Here is a 20,006-nt window from a genome sequence, read left to right as displayed (position 1 = left end):
ATGGCAGAGCCCGCCCTCGCTTTGGTGCAACCGTCTCCCTCGCCGGCCCGGGCACAAATTGCGTTCGACAAGGTCGCGCTGGTGCTCGGCGGCAAGGCGATCATCGACACGATCAGTCTGGAGGTCGCCGCCGGCGAGATCCTGTGCATCGTCGGCGCCTCCGGCTGCGGCAAGACCACCGCGCTGCGGCTCGCCGCCGGCCTCTACCAGCCGACCGGCGGCAGCGTCCGTTTCGAAGGCGAGCCGATGCACGCGCCGCGGCGCGAGATCGCGGTGGTGTTCCAGGACTATGGCAAGGCGCTGCTGCCGTGGCGCACCGCGGCCGGCAACATCTCGCTAGCGCTGGAGACGATCGGCATGCCCGCCGCCCAGCGCGAGGCGCGTATTACCGAGCTGCTGGCCAAGGTCGGGCTTGCCGGCCATGCGACGAAATATCCGACCGAGATGTCCGGCGGCATGCAACAGCGGCTGCAGATCGCGCGCTGCCTGGCGCAGGATCCGAAGGTGCTGCTGATGGACGAGCCGTTCGGCGCGCTCGATGCGATGACGCGGCAGGGCCTGCAGGACGAGATGCTGGCGCTGGTCGCCTCGACTGGCGCCACCGTCGTGTTCGTCACGCATGATCTCGAAGAGGCCATCTATCTCGGCGACCGCGTCGTCGGGCTGCTGCCGCATCCCGGCCGCGTCGGCCTCACCATGGCGATCGACCTGCCGCGACCGCGCGACCAATTGGCGACGCGCGAGCATCCGGAGTTCCTGCGGTTGCGCAGAGAGCTGTTCGATTTCATCAAGGCGAGCGAATGAGCATGCCGGAGCGCATCAAGCCGGTGCTGCTGCCGCTCGCGGCGCTGCTCGCCTTCGAGGCCTGGATGCGGCTCGCCGCCGTGCAGAGCGACTCGCTGGCGCCGCCGAGCGCGATCGCGCTGGCCTTGCTGGACGCGCTGACCGACGGCTCGCTGCTGGCGGCGACGCGCGACACGCTGGCGTCGGCGTTCGCCGGCCTCGTGCTCGGCGGTACGATCGGTCTGGTGCTCGGCATTGCGCTCGGTCTGTCGCAGATCTTCGACCGGCTGATGGAGGTCACGATCGAGGCGATCAGGCCGATTCCGTCGGTCGCGCTGCTGCCGATCGCGCTGATCGCCCTCGGCTTCGGCTATCGCATGGAGATCGCGATCGTGGCCTTTGCCTGCGTCTGGCCCGTGCTGATCGTGACGCGCGCCGCCGTCGGCAGCATCGAGCCGCGCCTGATCGAGGTGGCGCGCGTGCTGCGCCTGTCGCAGCTCGATCGTATCAGCAAGATCGTGATCCCCGCCGCCCTGCCCCGCATCTTCCTCGGCTTCCGGCTCGCCGCGGGCATTGCGCTGATCGTCGCCGTCACGGTCGAGATCGCGATCAATCCGTTGGGTCTCGGCGCCGGCATCATGATCGCGCAGCAGGCGCTGCGGCCTGACCTGATGCTCGCTTATCTCGTCTGGATCGGCGTGACCGGGTTTGCGCTCAACACCGCGCTGATGGCTGCGCAACGCGGCCTGTTCGGACGCGCGGCCGTCGCGGGAGAGCAGGCATGAGATGGTCCGTGATCGCCTGGCGTCTTGCCAGCTTCATGGTCGCTGCCGGCGTCATCGCGCTGTGGCAGGTCGCGGCCGATCAGCGCCTGGTCTCACCGGTATTCCTGCCCGGCCCTGACCGCGCCTGGGCGTCGCTGCTGCGCGGCTTCACCTCCGGCGATCTGCTGACCAAGCTCGCGGGCACCTTGACCCACATGGCCTATGGCTGGCTGCTCGCCTCGATCGTCGGCGTCGCGCTCGGTGCCATGATCGGCTCGTCCAGCGCGATGCGCAGCTATGTCGCGCCGACCCTGGAGCTGCTGCGGCCGCTGCCGGTGTCGGCGATCATTCCCGTCGCGATCGCCGCGCTGGGTTTGTCGCAGGGCATGGCGCTGTTCGTGATCGCGTTCGGCTCGCTGTGGCCGATGCTGCTCGGAACGATCCACGGCTTCGCCGCGGTTGAGCCGCGGCTCTATGAGGTGGCGCGCGTGCTGCATATGTCGCGGCTGGCGGTAATCGTCAAGATCGCGCTGCCGTCGGCTGCCCCCGACATTCTTGCCGGCATGCGGCTGAGCCTGACGGTCGCGCTGATCCTCGCCGTGGTCTGCGAGATGCTCGCCGGCCTCGACGGCCTCGGCCAATGGGTGCTGCTGTCCGCCCGCTCGTTCCGCTCCGCCGATCTGTTCGCCGGCGTGATGCTGCTCGGCGTGATCGGCTATGTCACCGCGCTCGCGATGGGCGCCGCCGAAAGCCGGCTGCTGCGCTGGCAGCACGCACGGCGGTGACTTAGCGCGCCAGCCCGGCAACCCGGCCGAGCGCGACCGCGGTGAGCAGGCCGTTGCCGGAGAGATAGCCGGAAGCATCGGCCCCGGAGACGCCGCAGGCGGCGCCGCCGGCCGCGAACAGATTGTCGATGACGCTGCCATCGGTGCGCATCACGCGCGCGCGGTCGTCGATCACGAGGCCGCCTTGGGTGTGGAACAGCGCGCCGGTGACCTTCACCGCGCGATAAGGCGAAGCGAGTTGCGGCACACCGGCAAAGCTGCGACCGAAGCGATCGACGCGCTGCTGGGCCTTGGCTTCGGCCACCTCATTGCATGTTGCGGCAAGCGCAGCCGCCGGCACACGCATGCCGGCTGCGAGATCAGCGATGGTCTCCGCCTCCAGCACCGCACCATGGGCGACGGCATTGCGGAAATCCTCGAACTGCGCAGCGATGCCGGCGATGCGCGCATCGAAGATCGTCCAGGCGATGCCGTCCGGCTGTGCCAGCACATTGGCCGCCTGCTCGGAATAGCCCGACGCCTCGTTGGAGAAGCGCTCTCCTCGCGCATTCACCTGGAAGCCGCCCTCGGTAATGGTCGCCCAGCTGATGAGGATGCCCGCGGGATACGCCACTGAGCCATGGCCCTGATGGCCGCCGAGATGGCGCGTCGCTGCGCCGAGCTGCTCGCCCCAAGTCAGCGCATCACCCTGGTTGCCGACATGGCCAAAATAGGTGGCGGTCGCCATCTCAGGGATATGCCGCGCCACCAGCGCCGGATTGCCGCCATAGCCGCTGCAGGCGAGGATCAGGCGGCGGCAGCCGATCTCGTCGATGGTGCCATCGGGCCGCGTGAAGCGTACGCCGACGATGCGCCGCGTGAGATCGACCAGCAGCGTCGTCGCGTGCGCGTTGCAGAGGACGTCGATGCCGGCGGCCTCCGCCGCGGCGCGCAACCGATCGATCAACTCGCGCCCAGCGCGGCTCGGCAGGCCGTGCATGCGCAACGCCGAATGTCCGGGGTAGCTGAAATTGTCGACCAGCGAGAACGGCAGCTGATGCCGGTCGGCGAGCCATTCAAGGGTCGGGCCGATGGTGGTCGTCACGAGGTTCACCAGCGCAGCATCCGGCTGATCATGAGCCTTGTGCATGATGTCGGTGGCGAAGCGTGCGGGGCTGTCGTCGATGCCGAGCGCCGCCTGCCAGCGCGTCCTCGCGGCGGGGATCAGTCCAGCCGACAGCGCGGTCGAGCCCTGCGGCACGCCATCGCGCTCCAGCACCAGCACGCTCTCGCCATTCTCGACGGCTGACAACGCTGCGACGAGACCGGCCGCGCCGGCGCCGATGATCAGGCAGTCGACGACGATCTCGGGAACGCGATCGATCTGTTCGACTGGACTCATGCCGCCGTCAACTCCGCCATCGTCTCCGCGATCGAAGCCACACGGCACACCGGCTTCAGCGCCGCAATCGCCGTCGCATGCGTCTCCGCGGTGAAAGCCGCACAACCGTCCTCCAGCACGACAGTCTCGAAATCGCGGATATGCGCGTCACGCACGGTCGACGCCACACCACCATTGGTGACGATCCCCGCGACATAGAGCTTCTCGATGCGGCACTTGCGCAGCACCCATTCGAGCCGCGTCATGTAGAACGCCGAATAGGCGATCTTCTCGATCGTGACGTCGGCCGGCTGCAGCACGTCGACCAGTTGATGGCCCCACGCGCCGGGCAGGAAGTCGCCCTTGGCGAGGAACGGCCGCAGCTGCTTCAGATGCGGCGAGATCAGGGGCTCGCCGCCCTTGCCCGGAACAAGTGTGAACTGCGTCGAGATCACGAAGCCGCCTCTGCTCCGCATCAGATCCGCGAACGGCTTGAGCCGCGGCGGCAGCGCCGCGATGTCGGCCGCCGTCTGGCCGGCACGGCCATAGGCGCCCTTCGGATCGAGAAAGTCGTTCTGCAGATCGACGATCAGCAGCGCGCTCTGCGCGGCCGGGATGGGGTGATCACTCATGCGCTGCGCTCCACGATGACGTTGCCGAACTTGTCCACCCGCGCCTTGAAGCCGGGCGCGATCACCGTCGTCGCATCCGGCTGTTCCAGGATCGCGGGCCCTGCGATGTCGCTGCCGACCGGCAGATCGAGCCGCGCATAGATCGCCGTGCTCCACCATTTGCCGTCGAACCAGACCTCGCGGCTGCCGAGCCGCGCCTTCATGAGATCGGCGCCGGCCTCCGGCGCGAGCGCCGACAAATCGAAGCGCGGGCGCACGCCGATGGCCGCCGTGCGCAGGTTGACGATCTTGATCGGGACGCCCGGCAGCAGCCGGCTGAAGCTCTTCTGATAGGCCGTCTCGAACGCCTTGCGGACGTCCTCGACGGTGAGTTTGATCGCGCCGTCGCGGATCTCGGCCGGCAAGGTCGCGCGGATGGTGTGGGTCTGGCCGACATAGTGCATGTCGAGCTCGAACAGGGTGTCGATACGCTCGACGGCGAGGCGCGCGTCCTTGACCACGCCCTGCGCGTGCTCGGCCTCGGACAGCATCCAGCGCGTCAGCGCCGCGATGTCCAAGCCGTCGACGAACATGTTGAGCGTCTGCACCTGGTCGTGGCGGATGTCGGCGATGACGCAGCCGAGCGCCGAGGTGACGCCGGGATAGCGCGGCACCAGCGCCGCCTTGAGCCCGACATCCTTGATCAGCGCCGAGACGTGCAGCGCGCCGCCGCCGCCGAACGGCACGGCCGCGAAGCGCGCCGGATCATGGCCGCGCTCGATCGACATCAGCCTGATGGCGCCCGCCATCTTGCTGTCGGCGATGCGCACGATCGCTTCAGCAGCTTCCATGACGCCGAGGCCCAGCGGCTCGCCGACATGCCTGGCGATGGCGCGTTTGGCCGCCTCGACGTCGAGCGCCTTCAGCTTGCCGCCGATCGGCCTCTCCGCATTGATGCGGCCGAGCACGACATTCGCATCGGTCAGCGTCGGCCGCTCATTGCCGCCGCCGTAGCACACGGGACCGGGCCGCGAGCCCGCGCTCTCCGGGCCCACCTGCAGCAGGCCGCCGGCATCGACATGGGCGATCGAGCCGCCGCCGGCGCCGATCGTGGTGATCTCGATCATCGGCGTGCGCACGACGAGGCCGAAATCGATCGTGGTCTGCGCCGCGAGCGACGTCGCGCCATCAACCACCAGCGACACATCGAACGAGGTGCCGCCGAGGTCGCCGGTGATGACGTTGGGGAAGCCCGCCGCCTTCGCGATCTCGGCCGCGGCGATCACGCCGGCCGCCGGGCCTGACAGCGCGGTACGGATCGGGAAGCGCCGCGCCGCGTCGGTGGACATCACGCCGCCATTGGACTGCACGATGTGGAAGCGGCCGTCGAAGGCCTCGCCGGCCAGCGCGTTCTGCAGCTTCTGCAAGTAAGAGCCGACCACCGGCTGCAGATAGGCGTTCAGAGCCGTGGTCGAGGTGCGCTCGAACTCGCGGATCTCTGGCAGGATCTGGCTGGAGCAGGCAACATTGTCGTTCGGCCAGATCGCCTGCACGGCTTCGAGCGCGCGCCGCTCGTTGTCGGGATTGGCGAAGGCATTGACGAACACGATCGCCAGCGCCTGCGCACCCTTTGCCAGCAGCTCGCGCGCGGTCGCTTTCACCTGTTCAACGTCGACGGCGGCGCGGATGGTGCCGTCCGACAGCACGCGCTCGTCGACCTCGGCGCGCATGTCGCGCTCGACGACGGGCACGAAGTCGCCCCACAGGCCCCAGGTGTTGCGGCGGTCGCGGCGGCGCATCTCCAGCACGTCGCGAAAGCCGCGCGTGGTGATCAGGCCGATGCGCGCGCCCTTGCGCTCCAAGAGCGCATTGGTGCCGACGGTGGTGCCGTGCACGATCGAGGTGAGATGCGACACGGCACCGAAGCCCTGCAGGCCTTCGAGGAAGCCTGTCGCCTCGTCGCCGCGGTTCGACGGCACCTTGTTGGTGCGGAACGTCCGGTTCGCCTCGTCGAAGTAGAACAGATCGGTGAAGGTGCCGCCGACATCGACGCCGACGATGGTGCCGAGCTTGCTCATGTCGCACCTCCGGCGCGCAGCGTGCGCGTCGCGGCCTCGTCGACCGCGCCGTCAGCCGCGACGGCGACCTTGTAGACCGCGCGCGCCTGCTCCGGAGACACGAAGCCAAGCGCGACGTCATGCGCGACATCGGCGACCGGCCGCGCCTCCGGCGGCCCCCAGCCGCCGCCGCCCGGCGTCTCCAGCCGCACGCGCCTGCCCGCCTTCAAATGCAGATCGGTGATCTTGGAAACCATCGGCGGGCTCGCCTCGCCCGTCTCCGTCTGCCACGCGAAATGATTGAGCGCGGCACTGCCACCGCCGGCGACGCCGAACGGCGCCGCCTTGCCGCGCTCGCCGAGCAGTGCAACGTCGGCATCGGCGAGCAGCTCGACCTCGTAGACCGCACCGACGCCGCCGCGGTGCGTGCCGGCGCCGGCGGAGTCCGGGCGCAGCGCCCATTGCGTGAACATCACCGGATAGGCTGCTTCGAGAATTTCCACGGGCGGAATGGTCGCGGTCGAGATCGGGTTGTTGGCGTGGTTGAGGCCATCGGTCGCGGGGTTGCCGCCGAGGCCGCCCCCGAAGAACGAGAACATCACGAAGCGGCTGTTGTCCTTGCGATGGCCAGCGATCGACAGCGCGTTGATGGTGCCGAACGGCGCCGCGGTCGCCCGCGACGGATCGGCCTTGGCGAGCGCGCCGAGCACGACGCCGATCAGACGCAGGATGGTCTCGGTGTAGCCAGCGACCGGCTTCGGCGGTCCGGCCGCCAGCAGCGAGCCGTCGGTGATCGCGAACGAGATCGGCCGCAGGCAGCCAGCATTGGCCGGCACCTCGGTGAAGACGTGCTTGAGCGCGACATAGCAGGCGGCGATCGTGGTCGAGCGCGAGATGTTGATCGGGCCCTTGCAGGCGCCGGACGAGCGGGTGAAATCAAGCGTCAGCGTATCGCCGGTGATGGTGACGTCGAGCGCGACCGTCAGCGGTGCGTCGACGATGCCGTCATTGTCGAGCACGTCCTCAAATGAATAGGTGCCGTCCGGCAGCGAGGCGATCGCCGCCCGCATCAGGGTTTCGGCGCGGTCGGAGAACGCCTCGAATGCATCAGCCACTGTAGCGTCACCGTAGTCGTCGAGCAGCGCGCGCAGGCGGCCCTCGCCGAGATCGAGCGCATTGAGCTGACCGTTGAGGTCGCCCCAGTTGGACATCGGCACGCGCGAATTGGCTTCGATGATGCCGAGGATGTCGTGGTTCATGCTCCCCGCAGCGATCAGCTTGACCGGCGGAATGCGCATGCCCTCTTGAAAACTCTCGACCGCCTTCGGATTGTAGCCGCCGGCGACGTTGCCGCCGATGTCGAGCCAGTGGCCGACCGAGGCGATCCAGCAGAACACCCGGCCGTCGCGAAACACGGGACGGACAAGGCGGAAGTCGTTGAGATGCGTGCCGCCGTCATACGGGTCGTTGAAAATGAACGTATCGCCCTCTTCGAGACCGCCGTCCTTCTCGACTTTGGCGATGACGGCGCGGACGGCAAAGGCCATCGCGCCGACAAAGATCGGCAGCCCGCCCTGCCCCTGCACCAGCGTATCGCCTGTTGTCGCATGGTAGATGCCGTGACAGGCGTCGCGTGCTTCGGCGATGGTCGGATTGAAAGCGGAGCGATACAGCGTCGCGTCCATCTCGTCGGCGATCTGCTCCAGCCGCCCCTTCAGCACCGCGAGCGTGATCGGATCCAAGGTGGTCATGCCCGCGGCTCCTCATCGGTGGACGCGTAGCGCGCGCCGTTGGCGAGGATGTCTGACGTGCCGAGCATCGCGTTGAGGCCGTTGAAATCGAGCATGCGGTCGGCGAACGGCTTGGTCGAGCCAGCCTGCGCCAAGGACGCGTAGTAGGCACGCGCGGCAAAGGCGAGCGCGCGCACGATGCCGCCGGGAAAGATCACGAGCTTGAAGCCGAGCGCGCCAAGCTCCGACGCCGCATGGATCGGCGTCGCGCCGCCCTCGACCATGTTGGCGAGCAGCGGCCGCTTCGAGGCCAGCCGCCCGGCGATCGCGGACAGCTGCTCATTGCTTTTCGGTGCCTCGACGAACAGCACGTCGGCACCGGCCTCGGCATAGCGCTCGGCGCGTTCGATCGCGGCCGCCATGCCCTCGATCGCCAGCGCATCGGTGCGCGCGACGATCAGGGTCTCGGCCGACTGCCGCGCATCGAGCGCGGCCTTTATCTTGCCGACCATCTCGCCGGCGCTGATCACGGTCTTGTCGGTCAGATGGCCACAGCGCTTCGGCGTGGTCTGGTCCTCGAGCTGGATCGCGGAGGCCCCCATGCGCTCGAACAGCCTGATCGTCCGCTGCACGTTCAACGCGTTGCCGAAGCCGGTATCGGCATCGACCACGAGCGGCACGTCGACTCGGTCGCGGATCATGGCGATGGTGTCGGCGACCTCCGTCATCGACACCAGGCCGATATCGGGACGTCCGAGCTTGGTGTAGGCGATTCCGGCGCCGGTCAGATACAGCGCCTTGAAGCCGGCCTCGGCGGCAATGCTCGCGGTCAGCGCATCGTAGACGCCGGGCGCGATCGTCGTCTCGGCGGATGCCAGAGTGGATCTCAGGCTCATTGTCGTTTCCTTGTTTGTCTCAACTGTTCGCTGACGCTGTCGTCACAGACCGAGATAGGCGCGCTTCAGCTCGGCGTTGGATTTCAGTTCGGAGGCCTGGCCGGAGAGCGTGATGATGCCGTTCTCCATGATGTAGGCGCGGCCGGCGAGCTCGAGCGACTGCACGACGTTCTGCTCGACCAGCATGATGGCGAGGCCTGATGCCGCGAGCCGCGCGATCAGCGCGAACATTTCCTCGACCATCAGCGGCGACAGGCCGAGCGACGGCTCGTCGAGGATCAGGAGCTTTGGCTCGCCCATCAGGCCGCGGCCGATCGCCAGCATCTGCTGCTCGCCGCCGGACAGCGTGCCGGCATATTGCCGCGCGCGCTGCTTCAGCTTCGGAAAGGTCGCGTAGATCTGCTCGATGCGCTCGGCCCGGCCGCGCCGCGGCCGGCAATAGGCGCCGAGCTCGAGGTTCTCGCGCACTGACAGATTGGGGAAGATCTTGCGCCCCTCGGGCACCTGGATCAGACCGGCCATGACGATGTCGGGCGCCGCCGCATGCTCAAGCGCTGCGCCGTTGAAGCGGATCGTGCCCGACGTCGCCGGCACCACGCCTGACAGCACCTTGTTCAAGGTCGTCTTGCCGACGCCGTTGGAGCCGAGCACGGCGACGACTTCGCCGGCGTTGACGTCGAGACTGACACCGCGCAGCACCTCGGTGCCGCCATAGCCGGCGCGGAGATCGCGGATCTCAAGCATGGGCCTGCTCCGCGCGCAGCCGCTCCGCTGCGCCGTGGCCGAGATAGGCCTCGATCACCTGGGGATCCTCGCACACGGACTTGGGCTCGCCCTCGGCGATCATGCGCCCTTGCGAGAGAACGTAGACTTTGTCGCAGAGATTCATCACCGCCTGCATGATGTGCTCGATCATCAGGATCGTCACGCCCTGGTCGCGGATATCGCGCACCAGCGGCAGCACGTCACGAATCTCCGACGGGTTGAGGCCGGCCAGCACCTCGTCGAGCAGCAGCAGCTTTGGTTTGGTCGCGAGCGCGCGCGCCACCTCCAGCCGCTTGCGGCCGGCGACAGTGAGATCGGAGGACGCCTTGGCGAGATCGGCGCCGAGGCCGACGCGCTTGGCGATCTCAGCTGCCTGATGCATCGCCTCGTTGGCGTCAGCCGTATGCAGATAGGCGCCGACCGCGATGTTCTCCTGCACGTTCAGGCCTTCGAAGGGCTGCACGATCTGGAAGGTGCGGGCGATGCCCTGACGGGCGCGGACATGCGGGGCCAGCGCCGTGATGTCACGGCCGTCATAGCTGACGCTGCCGCCATCGGGCTGCAGGAAGCCCGCAACCATCGCGAACAGCGTGGTCTTGCCGGCGCCGTTCGGTCCGATCAGGCCGGTGATCGAGCCCTTGGCGACCGACAGCGACGCCTGGTCAACCGCAACGAGACCGGAGAAGCGCTTGGTGAGGGATTTGACCTCGAGCATCACGCCTCCTTCGCCTTAGCCGGTGAACGCAGGCCGAGGCTCCTCATCAGCATCACCAGCCCGTTCGGCGAGAACGCCACCGACAGCACGAGGATGACGCCGAACACCATCAGGTCCATGCCCGGGATGCCGCCGGAGAGTCCCTTGGTGAGTTCGCCGAGGCCGAGCAGCACGATCGCGCCGATCAGGGGGCCGAGCACGGTGCCGGAGCCGCCGACGATCGCCGCGAACAGCGCCTCGATCGAGATCCACGAGCCGAACGCGACGTTGGCGTCGATGAACAGATAGTTCTGCGCGTACAGGCAGCCGGCGGCGGCCGTCAGCGCGCCGGAGATCACGATCGCCTTCATCTTGACCGCGAACACGTCGACGCCGAGCGCCTGCGCCGCCTGCTCGTTCTCGCGCAGCGCGACGAGATAGGCGCCGAAGCGCGAATGCTCCAGCCACCAGCTGACGACGAGGCCGATCGCGACGAAGGCCAGCGCGATCAGCAGGAAATAGCGGCGGTCGGCGAACTGCAGATATGGCAGGCCGGTCTGCAGCTTGATGAGGATGCCGGCGGCACCACCGGTGAAGTTAAAGCTGTTGGCGAGGATACGCGCGACCTCGGCGAAGGCCAGCGTGATCAGCGCGAAGTACGAGCCTTTCAGGCCGGAGCGGAAGCTGAGAAAGCCGATGAAGGCGCCAACCAGCGCGCCGAGCGCGATGCCGATGACCAGCGCGATCCAGGCATTGACGCCGAAGCGGGTCTGCAGCACCGCCATCGCATAGGCGCCGGCGCCGAAGAAGGCGGCGTGGCCGAACGACGACAGGCCGGCATAGCCACCGAGGATGTTCCAGCCCTGCGCCGCCAACGCGATGATCATCATGAAGATCATCAGGTTGAGCAGCGCGCCGGACAGACCGGTGAAGGCGATCGCGGCTAGCACGGCAACGATGATCGCAAGGGTCGAGAGCCGCGGCTTGGTCATGCGCGCGCTCCGAACAGGCCGGTCGGGCGCACCAGCAGCGTGACGATGAAGATCAGGAAGATGCCGATCTGGCCGAGGCTGTCACCGAGGAACAGGCTGGACGCCGCCTCGACGACACCGATGAGGAGTCCGCCGATCAACGCGCCGGGGATCGAGCCCATGCCGCCGAGCACGACGATGGTGAACGCGACCAGCACGAAGGCGGCGCCGGTCTTCGGGCTGACATAGAAGGACGGCATCAGTAGGCCCGCGGCCACCGCGAGGCAGGCGCAGCCGATTGCAAAAGTCATCGCGTAGACATGCGGCACGCTGATGCCGACGAGAGCCGCACCGAGCTTCTCCTTGGCTACCGCGCGGATCGCCTTGCCGATATCAGTCTGGTGCAGCACCAGCCACAGCAGCAAGGTGGTGGCGATGGTGACACCGAAACCGACGACACGCGGGAACGACAACAGCAGCGGGCCGAGTTCGACGACGCGGAACGAATAATCAGTGGTGATCGTGCGGGTGTCGGACTGGAACGCGGCGAGCAGCGCGTTCTCGATGATGATCGACAGGCCCAAGGTCACCAGCAGGATGCCGTTGTCCTTGCCGTGACTGGCGGGGCCTATGATGAAGCGCTGCAGGACGTAGCCGAGCGCGAACATGACGGGAGCGACGAACAGGATTGCCAGATATGGATTGAGCCCGTAGCGCGCGCAGGCCAGCCACACCATGAACATCGCTACCGTCAGCAGCGCGCCGTGGGCGAAATTCACGATGTGCAGCACGCCGTAGATCAGGGTCAGGCCAAGCGCGATCAAGGCATAGATCGCCCCCAGCATCAGCCCGTTCAACAGCGCCTCCACCACGATCTGGGGCGAGTACATCACATCCTCTGGTTCAGCAGGCGTGACCCACGATCTGCCTGATACGCGACGCCATCGCCGCTTACTCGGTCCTCACCTCGCCCCGCCAGGGCGAAGCAAAGCTTCGCTAGGGCGGGGAGAGGTCGGATCGCATCGCGAGATGCGATCCGGGTGAGGGGGTACAGGTCTGTCCGCGCGCGCCTCCCGTGCGGCTGCCCCTCACCCCAACCCTCTCCCCGTAAGAACGGGGCGAGGGAGCGTACCGCCAACGCGGTGAGCGCTCGACCCGAACGAAAGCGCGGGCGTCAGTCGTTTGACTGCAGCCGGCGCTTCATCTCCTCTTCGCTCACCCGTTGATCGGGAAAATCGGCTTGGCTTCTGCGTACTCCGCCGGATAGATCACCTTGATGTCCTTGCCCTGCACCTGCGTGTTCATCGGCAGTGCGCTGGTGTTTTGGCCCTTGGCGTCGAACTTGGTCTTGCCGTAAGGCATGATGCCGCTGTCGAACTCGTTCGCGGCCAGGGCCTCGATGATCTTGGCGCGGTCGGCGCTGCCGGCTTTCTCGATCGCCTGGGCGAACACCTTCATCAGCGAGTAGTTGATCGGCGTGTTGTAGGCGTAGAACTTGCCGGCGGCGGTCACGGTTTCGCGCAGCTTGGCGGTGATCGGGCTCTTCGGATCGCCCCAATGGTTGCAGTCCATCACGCCCTGGGCGGCCTCGGGGAACTCGTTGACGAAGCGATAGCTGGAGGCGGCTCCGCCGAACACGGCGTAGATGCCCTTCGGGCGTACGCGCTGCTGCTGCAGAGTACGGGCCATCAGGACGAACTCGTTGAAGTAATGCGACGGCACGATCAGATCGGGATTGAGCGCGCGCAGCCGCAGCACGACATTGGTCATGTCGCGCGCCGGCGTCGGATGCGCGATGGTCTCGACGATCTGGAAGCCGAGCGGCGGCAGCTTCTCCTGCATGATCTTGGCGAGGCCCGAGCCGAACAGGCCGTCCTCATGGACGATCGCCACCGTCTTGATCGGCTTGCCGGCGTCGTCGTTGAGCTTGACGAGGTTCTTCAGCGCGACCGCGGTCGCCATGCTGAAGTTCGGGTTGAAGCGGAAGGTGTTCTTCAGGCCGCGCTCGGTGATGGTGTCGGCCACCGCGCAGTCGACCACGAACGGCAGATCGTAGCGCGCCGCGGTCTGCGTCGCCGTCAGCGCGATGCCGGACGCGAAGCCACCGAGCACGCCGACGACGCCGGCGGACTGCAACTCCTCCGTCGCCTGCGCACCGGCTTCGGCGTTCGAGCGGCTGTCGCCGACGACGAGCTCGAGCTTGGCGCCGCCGAGCGCCTTGATGCCGCCCGCGTCATTGATCTCCTTGACCGCGAACTCGGCGCCGATCTTGGCGAGGTCACCGTCGAGCGCGAAGGCGCCGGAGATCGGCTGCAGCAGGCCGACCTTGACCGGCGCCGGCTCGGCGCGCAGCAGGCCTGGCGCTGCCAGCATCGAGGTGAGTGCAACACCGCTCTTGAGCACGGTGCGGCGTGACAGTGAGTTCGAGCGACGCGTCATGACTTCCCCACTTTCCTGACTGGCGGCCGCCGGCGCGGGCGCTCCCTGCGGTACACCTCGGCGGTCGGGCTCCAGTGCCGGTGCCCTTCGTCGCCCGTCCGTTCGAGGTTCATCTGCAATGTGTAGCGGTCGGGCCGATAGAGCGCCTGCAGGTGCTCCATCGGCTGGCCGTCCTTGCCGTAGACCGTGCGGCGCAAGGCCACGAGCGGCATGCCGACATCGATGTCGAGTGCCGCCGCCACATCGGGGCTCGACAGCACGGCGCTGATTTCCTGCCGCGCCGAGGCGCTGGTCAAACCGGAGCGCTCGATCAATTCGAGCAGCGGCATGCGCGCGAGATCCTCGCGCGAATAGTTGCGGCCGATGCGCTCCGGCACATGCGCGATGAGATAGGAGAACGGAACGCCGTCGACCAGTCGGACGCGCACCGAGCGCTGCGAGCGTTCATCAGGCGCGAGCTGGAGGACCTCGCGAATCTGGTCCGGCGGCGTGACATAGTCGAACGACAGCAGGCGCACGTCCGTCGTGCGCCCCATCTCGATCAGATGCGCAAACACATTGGCGACATCGGCGAGCACCGTGCGCACCTTCGACGCCGGGCGATGCACGAAGGTGCCGAGCCCGCTCTTCTTCTCGATGAGATCTTCCGATGCGAGCAGATCGAGCGCCTGGCGGATGGTGACGCGGGAGACGTTGTGCTCCTCGGCCAGCGCGAACTCGCCGGGCAACCGCTCGCCGTCCGCAAGCTCGCCGGAGGCGATCTTGTCCTTCAGGAGCAGGTAGATCCGTCGTGCCTTCAGTGGCTCGGACGCGGTGCGCAAGGGCGGGAAGTCCCGTTGATGAGAGCTATCTTGCTTTCAATACAGTAGGTGTATAGAAAATATGACAGCTTAGGTCAACTGGCCCCGCCTGCTCCTTTGGAGCAAGGATCGAGCCACGGATTGGGCACCGGGAGGATCACGCGATTTGTCGCAGCATCAGCCATATGCACAGGCGCTGAGCCCGCTCGACGTCGGCCCCCTGCGCTTCCGCAACCGCATCTTCGTTCCCGCGCACACCACCAATTTCGGCGAGAACCACCTGCCGAGTGCGCAGCACCTCGCCTATCATCGCGCCCGCGCGCGCGGCGGCGTCGGCGCCATCATCTTCGAATCCATCCGCGTGCATGCCAATTCGCTGGGCCGGCCGCAGGCCGTGTGCGGCTTCGATCCCGCCTGCATCGATCCGTTCCGCCGCATCACCGATGCGGTGAAGGCCGAAGGGGCCTGCATGCTCGGCCAGATCATCCATCTCGGACGGCAGGTCGAGGGGGACTTCGAGCGCACGGTGTCGTGGGGCGCCTCGCCGATCCCGTGGTCGATCTCGGCGCTGCCGCCGCGGCCGATGGACGAGTTCGACATGGAGCAGGTGATAGAGGGGCATCTGGTGACGGCGCGTAACCTCGTCGCCGCCGGCTTCGACGGCATCGAGCTGCAGATGGCGCATGGGCATCTGCTGCAGCAGTTCATGTCGCCGCTATCGAACAAGCGGGACGACGCGTACGGCGGTTCGCTGGAGAACCGGCTGCGCTTTCCGGGGCGCGTGCTCGCGGCGTTGCGGGCGGAACTTGGTGACGGCTTTTGCCTGGGCATCCGCATCAGCGGCGAGGAATATGCCGAGGGCGGACTCGGCATCGACGAGGCTGCGCGCATCGTGCCGATGCTGGCGCAGCAGACCCGGATCGACTTCGTCAACGTCTCGCATTCGGCCTATGTCGCGAGCTATTCGCTGGCGACACAGATGGCCGACATGGCGTTCGACCCGGCGCCGTTCCGCACCCTGCCCGCGCGCATCCGCCATTCGCTGCGTGCGGAAGGCTTCGCGACCCCAGTGTTCGCCGTGTGCCGCTTCACGGGACTCGACGAGGCCGATGCGATGATCGCGGCGGGCGACGCCGATGCGGTCGGCATGGCCCGCGCGCATCTCGCCGAGCCGGCGATCGTGAGCAAGTCGGTCGAGGGCCGTGTCGACGAGATCCGCCGCTGCATCGGCTGCAACCAAGGCTGCGCCGGCATGCTCGAGCGGAACCTGCCGATCCGCTGCCTGATCAATCCGATCGCGGGACTGGAAGGACGGTTCGAGGAGCCGGAGGCACTGCCGCGCATAGCGCCGCGGCGCATTCTGGTGGTTGGCGGTGGGCCTGCGGGACTGGAAGCCGCGCGCGTTGCCGCTGCGCTGGGACACCACGTCACGCTGTGGGAGCGCAGCGATCAGCTTGGCGGTCAATTGGGCACGGCGTGGCTGATGCCGAAGCGTGCGAACTTCAAGGCGTTCGTCGAGTTCCAGATCGCGGCCCTGGCGCGGCTCGGTGTGTCGGTCGTCTTCAACAAGGAGGCGAACGCGGCTGACATCGCGGCCCTCGGCGCCGACCGCATCGTGCTGGCAACCGGATCGACCACGACTGCCATGCCGATTGCGGGCAACGGCCCGGTATTCACCCTGCCCGACGCGCTGCATGCGCCGGAGAAGCTCGGCGCCTCGGTCGCCGTGTTCGATCGCACCGGCGAATGGGGCACGCTCGCCGCGCTGGAGCACTTCGCCGATCTCGGCAAGGCCGTGACGCTGTTCGTGCCGGCGACGAGCTACGCCTGGCGCACCACGATCTATTCGACGCTCGCCAACAGCCGCCGCCTGCGCGAGCGCAAGGTGCGGATCGCGACGTTGCGCGCGGTGCGCTCCTACGACGGCGAGACGCTCGAGGTCGAGGATCTGTCGACCGGCGAGGTCGAGCGCATCTCCGGCTTCTCGGCGCTGATCGCCGTCGATCATAACAGGGCCGATCAGTCGCTCTATCTCGCCTTGCGGCGCGCCGGGTTGCCGGTGATGCAGGTCGGCGACAACAATGCACCGCGCACGGCGCTGGAAGCGGTCTATCAGGGTCACATGGCAGCCCGCGCCCCCTTCCCTGCGGGCTCGGCAGTGACGACATGAGGAGTCGATGACGCCGAGATCGATCGAGGACGCCAGGACATGACGGATGCAGCACGGCTGCCGCGGACGCTGTTCGACAAGGTCTGGGACACGCATGTGGTGACGCGCCGGGAGGACGGCGCTGATCTCCTGTTCATCGACCGGCACCTCGTGCACGAGGGCTCGTTCCACGCCTTCAACAAGCTCAAGGAGAAGCGTGCCAGGGTGCGGCGGCCCTATCTGACCATCGGCGTCGCCGATCACTACGTGCCGACGCGGACGCGCGTGCTGAGCGAGATCGCGCCCGAGATCGCCGGCATGATCCGGCAGCTCGATGACAATTGCCGCGCCCATGACATCAGGATGTTCGGCTTCGACGATCCGCGCCAAGGTATCGTTCATGTGGTCGGGCCGGAGCAAGGCCTCACGCTGCCGGGCCTCACCATGGTCTGCGGCGACAGCCACACCTCGACGCATGGCGCGTTCGGCGCGCTCGCCTTCGGCATCGGCGCCTCCGAGGTCGCGCACGTGCTGCTGACGCAGACGCTGTGGCAGAAGAAGCCGAAGCAGATGCGGATCACCGTCGACGGCGCCACCGCGCCGGGGATCACCGCCAAGGACATCGCACTGTCGATCATCGCGCGGATCGGCGCCGACGGCGCGCAGGGGCATGCGATCGAATATGCAGGCGCCGCGATCCGCGCGCTCTCCATGGAGGGGCGGCTGACGCTGTGCAACCTCTCGATCGAGAGCGGCGCGCGCTGCGGGATGATCGGACCTGACGAGACCACCTTCGCGTATGTCCAGGGACGGCCGTTCGCGCCCGAGGGCGACGTGCTGGAGCGCGCCATCGCGGCGTGGCGCGCGTTGCCGACCGATGCCGGCGCGGGGTTCGATCGCGAGATCGTTGTTGATGGCCTGGACATTGCGCCGACCGTGACCTGGGGCATCAGTCCCGAGGACGCGCTGCCGATCAATTCGCGCGTACCGGATCCCGCCTGCCTCGACGAGTCCTCACGCGCGGGCCATGTCCGCGAGGCGCTCGACTACATGGGGCTGACGCCGGGCCAGGCGCTCGACACGATCGGGATCGATCGGGTCTTCATCGGCTCCTGCACCAACAGCCGCATCGAGGATCTGCGTGCCGCGGCGAGCGTTCTCGCAGGCCGCAAGGCCCGCGTGCCCGGGCTGGTGTCGCCCGGCTCGCACCTCGTCAAGCAGCAGGCCGAGCAGGAAGGCCTCGACCGCATCTTCATCGACGCCGGTCTCGACTGGGTCGGTTCGGGCTGCTCGATGTGCGTCGGCATGAACGGCGACCTCGTGCCCCCGGGCGAGCGCTGCGCATCGACCACCAACCGCAACTTCAAGGGCCGCCAGGGGCCCGGCGCGCGCACGCACCTGATGTCGCCGGCCATGGTCGCGGCGGCCGCGATCACCGGCCATCTGACCGACGTGCGGCCGCTGCTGAGGAGCGATGCATGAAGCCGTTCGACATCCTCACAGGGACCGCCTGCGCGCTTCCGCTCGCCAGCATCGACACCGATCAGCTGATTCCGGCGCGCTTCATGAAGCGCTCGCGCGCCGACGGCTATGGCCAGTATCTGCTCCACGACCTCCGGTTCGACGAGGCGGGCAAGGCGCGAACTGATTTCCCGCTCAACGCACCGAGCGCCGATGGCGCCGAGGTGCTGGTCGCCCGGCGCAATTTCGGCGCCGGCTCCTCGCGCGAGGCGGCGGTCTATGCGCTGGCCGATTTCGGCTTCCGCTGCGTGATCGCGCCGAGCTTCGGCGACATCTTCGCTTCCAACGCCGTCAACAACGGATTGCTGCCAGCCAGGGTCAGCGAAGCTGATGCCGAGGAGATTCTCACGCTGTTGCAAACGGGAACGACTATCACCATCGATCTCAAGGACGGCCTGATCCGGCTCGGAAACCAGACGTTTACCTTCTCGATCGATCCGATCTGGCGCACCAAGCTGCTCAACGGCTGGGACGATCTCGATCTGACGGCATCGCGAGCTGGTGATATCGCCGCCTTCGAAACGCGCGACGCGGCTGATCGGCCCTGGATCGAGCTGGGGAACCGGCGGGCCTGAACTGCAGCCCCAAAAAGAAAGAAGCCGCCCGCACGTTCAGTGCAGGCGGCCCAAGTCCAGGGAGGAAACGCCCCAAGAAGGGCTGGATTTGGTGTACCCGATCAACTGATTCGCGGGTATCCGGTTGATACCGGAGGTTGCGATCTGGTTGACGGGTTCCGCACCCGGCCCGAGATACCTATGATCAGACCGGCTGCCGTTCTTCGTGCTGGACGAACTGCAGCGTGACCTTTTCGACGTTGGAATCGACCCATTTCGCCATCCGCTCCTCCTCCTGCAGCGACTGCTGCAGCGGGCCGCGGGCCTCCTCGACGCCGGCAGCACTGCACAGCGCCAGCAGCGACTTGTAGGCGGCAATCTCGAAATTCTCGAAGGCATTGTTGGCGAACGTGTTCTTCAGGATCTCGTCGCCCGACATCGCATGTCCCATCGCCATCAGATTCGCCATTCCGGACTGCATCGTGTCCTTGAGAGTCGAACTGCTTTCGCCGCACGCAGTCAGGCACTGATCGAGCCGCTTCAGCTGCTCGTTGGTCTCCTGCAGATGCGTCTGCAGCATCGCTTTGACGTCCGGATAGTCGTCCATCCGCTCGGACTGGCGTTCCATCAATTCCCGTGCCTGAACCTCCATGGCATGGGCGTTGCGAAGGCCGAGGATGAAAATGTCCCGCGCTTTGTTGCTCATGTCGTCGTTGTTCCCGTATCTATGATGGGCGGAAGCCCAATCGCCGTGCGCACAACCGGCCGCTCGCGGGAAACGTTCCTAACTTCGGCTGGCGCCGTCGCCGCAGCAACGAGGCTCTTAGTCCTGTACGGGGGCGCGACCGCAGCGCGATCAGCGCCACATCGTCGGCGTCACGAGTTGCTCCTTGACGCAGGGATTCTTTTGCTCGTGGTCAAGCTGATCTTCGCTGAGCTCGGCGCCCGTCACCGGCCCGATCGCCGGCGACCTCTCAAGCTGTATCAGTTGTGCTGTCGTGACGCCGATGACGCCATCAGGCTGGCCTGCGGCATCCGCTCCCGTGGAACTCGGCTCATCACGCGGCTGGTCAACGGGGTCGTGCATGTGGCAGCTCCGAGCCCTGATGCGACCTAACTAATCCTCT

The 20,006-nt window shown here is 67.1% G+C and carries 19 protein-coding genes; 6 read left to right on the top strand and 13 right to left on the bottom strand.

Annotation, left to right across the window (positions count from 1 at the left end):
• Genes ACQR1I_RS07835 through ACQR1I_RS07825 form a run of 3 tightly spaced genes read left to right on the top strand, consistent with a single transcriptional unit; the run spans position 1 to position 2,332 of the window.
• On the top strand, positions 1 to 804 hold the full coding sequence (locus ACQR1I_RS07835) for an ABC transporter ATP-binding protein (RefSeq protein WP_434868856.1): 804 nt from the start codon (positions 1 to 3) through the stop codon (positions 802 to 804).
• Positions 801 to 1,568 carry an ABC transporter permease gene (locus ACQR1I_RS07830; protein WP_434868857.1) on the top strand — a complete coding sequence of 256 codons (768 nt, stop codon included), beginning with the start codon at positions 801 to 803 and terminating at the stop codon, positions 1,566 to 1,568. Before ACQR1I_RS07835 ends, ACQR1I_RS07830 begins: the two co-directional genes overlap by 4 nt.
• Positions 1,565 to 2,332, top strand: a complete 768-nt coding sequence (locus tag ACQR1I_RS07825; protein ID WP_434868858.1) for an ABC transporter permease — start codon at positions 1,565 to 1,567, stop codon at positions 2,330 to 2,332. Before ACQR1I_RS07830 ends, ACQR1I_RS07825 begins: the two co-directional genes overlap by 4 nt.
• 1 nt (position 2,333) lies before the next feature.
• Here the strand turns inward: ACQR1I_RS07825 and ACQR1I_RS07820 are convergent, their stop codons facing one another.
• The 11 genes from ACQR1I_RS07820 to ACQR1I_RS07770 form a co-directional block, all read right to left on the bottom strand.
• Positions 2,334 to 3,713 carry an FAD-dependent oxidoreductase gene (locus ACQR1I_RS07820; protein ID WP_434868859.1) on the bottom strand — a complete coding sequence of 460 codons (1,380 nt, stop codon included), beginning with the start codon at positions 3,711 to 3,713 and terminating at the stop codon, positions 2,334 to 2,336.
• Positions 3,710 to 4,324, bottom strand: a complete 615-nt coding sequence (locus ACQR1I_RS07815; protein ID WP_434868860.1) for a cysteine hydrolase — start codon at positions 4,322 to 4,324, stop codon at positions 3,710 to 3,712. The genes ACQR1I_RS07820 and ACQR1I_RS07815 overlap by 4 nt, the downstream gene beginning before the upstream one ends.
• Entirely contained in the window at positions 4,321 to 6,381 is a 2,061-nt protein-coding gene (locus ACQR1I_RS07810; RefSeq protein WP_434868861.1) for a hydantoinase/oxoprolinase family protein, read from the bottom strand. The genes ACQR1I_RS07815 and ACQR1I_RS07810 overlap by 4 nt, the downstream gene beginning before the upstream one ends.
• Positions 6,378 to 8,111: a hydantoinase B/oxoprolinase family protein gene (locus ACQR1I_RS07805; protein WP_434868862.1), complete on the bottom strand. Its 1,734-nt coding sequence runs from the start codon at positions 8,109 to 8,111 to the stop codon at positions 6,378 to 6,380. Before ACQR1I_RS07805 ends, ACQR1I_RS07810 begins: the two co-directional genes overlap by 4 nt.
• Positions 8,108 to 8,986 (bottom strand): isocitrate lyase/PEP mutase family protein, encoded by an 879-nt coding sequence (locus ACQR1I_RS07800; RefSeq protein ID WP_434868863.1) that lies wholly within the window; start codon positions 8,984 to 8,986, stop codon positions 8,108 to 8,110. Before ACQR1I_RS07800 ends, ACQR1I_RS07805 begins: the two co-directional genes overlap by 4 nt.
• Before the next feature lie 42 nt (positions 8,987 to 9,028).
• Positions 9,029 to 9,730 (bottom strand): ABC transporter ATP-binding protein, encoded by a 702-nt coding sequence (locus ACQR1I_RS07795; protein WP_434868864.1) that lies wholly within the window; start codon positions 9,728 to 9,730, stop codon positions 9,029 to 9,031.
• A complete protein-coding gene (locus ACQR1I_RS07790) occupies positions 9,723 to 10,466 on the bottom strand; it encodes an ABC transporter ATP-binding protein (protein WP_434868865.1) in 744 nt (247 codons plus the stop codon). Before ACQR1I_RS07790 ends, ACQR1I_RS07795 begins: the two co-directional genes overlap by 8 nt.
• A complete protein-coding gene (locus ACQR1I_RS07785) occupies positions 10,466 to 11,437 on the bottom strand; it encodes a branched-chain amino acid ABC transporter permease (protein WP_434868866.1) in 972 nt (323 codons plus the stop codon). Before ACQR1I_RS07785 ends, ACQR1I_RS07790 begins: the two co-directional genes overlap by 1 nt.
• Positions 11,434 to 12,306 (bottom strand): branched-chain amino acid ABC transporter permease, encoded by an 873-nt coding sequence (locus ACQR1I_RS07780; RefSeq protein ID WP_434868867.1) that lies wholly within the window; start codon positions 12,304 to 12,306, stop codon positions 11,434 to 11,436. The genes ACQR1I_RS07785 and ACQR1I_RS07780 overlap by 4 nt, the downstream gene beginning before the upstream one ends.
• Before the next feature lie 325 nt (positions 12,307 to 12,631).
• Positions 12,632 to 13,855 (bottom strand): ABC transporter substrate-binding protein, encoded by a 1,224-nt coding sequence (locus ACQR1I_RS07775; RefSeq protein WP_434868868.1) that lies wholly within the window; start codon positions 13,853 to 13,855, stop codon positions 12,632 to 12,634.
• Positions 13,852 to 14,676: a GntR family transcriptional regulator gene (locus tag ACQR1I_RS07770; RefSeq protein ID WP_434868869.1), complete on the bottom strand. Its 825-nt coding sequence runs from the start codon at positions 14,674 to 14,676 to the stop codon at positions 13,852 to 13,854. The genes ACQR1I_RS07775 and ACQR1I_RS07770 overlap by 4 nt, the downstream gene beginning before the upstream one ends.
• 145 nt (positions 14,677 to 14,821) lie before the next feature.
• Here ACQR1I_RS07770 and ACQR1I_RS07765 point away from each other — a divergent pair, with 145 nt between their 5' ends.
• From ACQR1I_RS07765 to leuD, 3 genes are read left to right on the top strand one after another with little or no spacing between them, the layout of a single operon-like run.
• Positions 14,822 to 16,825: an FAD-dependent oxidoreductase gene (locus ACQR1I_RS07765; RefSeq protein ID WP_434868870.1), complete on the top strand. Its 2,004-nt coding sequence runs from the start codon at positions 14,822 to 14,824 to the stop codon at positions 16,823 to 16,825.
• A 39-nt stretch (positions 16,826 to 16,864) separates the two neighbouring features.
• Complete coding sequence (gene leuC, locus ACQR1I_RS07760) at positions 16,865 to 18,286, top strand: 3-isopropylmalate dehydratase large subunit (RefSeq protein WP_434868871.1); 1,422 nt, start codon at positions 16,865 to 16,867, stop codon at positions 18,284 to 18,286.
• The gene (leuD, locus tag ACQR1I_RS07755; protein ID WP_434868872.1) at positions 18,283 to 18,900 is read left to right on the top strand and encodes a 3-isopropylmalate dehydratase small subunit; all 618 of its coding nucleotides are present in this window, start codon (positions 18,283 to 18,285) and stop codon (positions 18,898 to 18,900) included. The genes leuC and leuD overlap by 4 nt, the downstream gene beginning before the upstream one ends.
• 184 nt (positions 18,901 to 19,084) lie before the next feature.
• Here the strand turns inward: leuD and ACQR1I_RS07750 are convergent, their stop codons facing one another.
• Together ACQR1I_RS07750 and ACQR1I_RS07745 are read right to left on the bottom strand one after the other, a co-directional pair.
• Positions 19,085 to 19,585, bottom strand: coding sequence for a ferritin-like domain-containing protein (locus ACQR1I_RS07750; protein ID WP_434868873.1), 501 nt, complete (start codon positions 19,583 to 19,585; stop codon positions 19,085 to 19,087).
• 150 nt (positions 19,586 to 19,735) lie between these two features.
• Positions 19,736 to 19,966, bottom strand: a complete 231-nt coding sequence (locus ACQR1I_RS07745) for a hypothetical protein (protein ID WP_434868874.1) — start codon at positions 19,964 to 19,966, stop codon at positions 19,736 to 19,738.
• Between the last annotated feature and the right edge of the window lie 40 nt (positions 19,967 to 20,006).

Origin of the sequence: Bradyrhizobium sp. HKCCYLS2038, from assembly GCF_051167655.1 — a bacterium.
In the GTDB taxonomy this organism is placed as follows: domain Bacteria; phylum Pseudomonadota; class Alphaproteobacteria; order Rhizobiales; family Xanthobacteraceae; genus Bradyrhizobium.
Note: the sequence above shows the minus strand (reverse complement) of the source record. Positions and strands in the feature narration are given on the sequence as shown.

Coding starts and splice junctions, on each gene's coding strand:
- ACQR1I_RS07835 (WP_434868856.1), top strand. CDS start 1: ATGGCAGAGCCCGCCCTCGCTTTGGTGCAACCGTCTCCCTCGCCGGCC.
- ACQR1I_RS07830 (WP_434868857.1), top strand. CDS start 801: ATGAGCATGCCGGAGCGCATCAAGCCGGTGCTGCTGCCGCTCGCGGCG.
- ACQR1I_RS07825 (WP_434868858.1), top strand. CDS start 1,565: ATGAGATGGTCCGTGATCGCCTGGCGTCTTGCCAGCTTCATGGTCGCT.
- ACQR1I_RS07820 (WP_434868859.1), bottom strand. CDS start 3,713: ATGAGTCCAGTCGAACAGATCGATCGCGTTCCCGAGATCGTCGTCGAC.
- ACQR1I_RS07815 (WP_434868860.1), bottom strand. CDS start 4,324: ATGAGTGATCACCCCATCCCGGCCGCGCAGAGCGCGCTGCTGATCGTC.
- ACQR1I_RS07810 (WP_434868861.1), bottom strand. CDS start 6,381: ATGAGCAAGCTCGGCACCATCGTCGGCGTCGATGTCGGCGGCACCTTC.
- ACQR1I_RS07805 (WP_434868862.1), bottom strand. CDS start 8,111: ATGACCACCTTGGATCCGATCACGCTCGCGGTGCTGAAGGGGCGGCTG.
- ACQR1I_RS07800 (WP_434868863.1), bottom strand. CDS start 8,986: ATGAGCCTGAGATCCACTCTGGCATCCGCCGAGACGACGATCGCGCCC.
- ACQR1I_RS07795 (WP_434868864.1), bottom strand. CDS start 9,730: ATGCTTGAGATCCGCGATCTCCGCGCCGGCTATGGCGGCACCGAGGTG.
- ACQR1I_RS07790 (WP_434868865.1), bottom strand. CDS start 10,466: ATGCTCGAGGTCAAATCCCTCACCAAGCGCTTCTCCGGTCTCGTTGCG.
- ACQR1I_RS07785 (WP_434868866.1), bottom strand. CDS start 11,437: ATGACCAAGCCGCGGCTCTCGACCCTTGCGATCATCGTTGCCGTGCTA.
- ACQR1I_RS07780 (WP_434868867.1), bottom strand. CDS start 12,306: ATGTACTCGCCCCAGATCGTGGTGGAGGCGCTGTTGAACGGGCTGATG.
- ACQR1I_RS07775 (WP_434868868.1), bottom strand. CDS start 13,855: ATGACGCGTCGCTCGAACTCACTGTCACGCCGCACCGTGCTCAAGAGC.
- leuC (WP_434868871.1), top strand. CDS start 16,865: ATGACGGATGCAGCACGGCTGCCGCGGACGCTGTTCGACAAGGTCTGG.
- leuD (WP_434868872.1), top strand. CDS start 18,283: ATGAAGCCGTTCGACATCCTCACAGGGACCGCCTGCGCGCTTCCGCTC.
- ACQR1I_RS07750 (WP_434868873.1), bottom strand. CDS start 19,585: ATGAGCAACAAAGCGCGGGACATTTTCATCCTCGGCCTTCGCAACGCC.
- ACQR1I_RS07745 (WP_434868874.1), bottom strand. CDS start 19,966: ATGCACGACCCCGTTGACCAGCCGCGTGATGAGCCGAGTTCCACGGGA.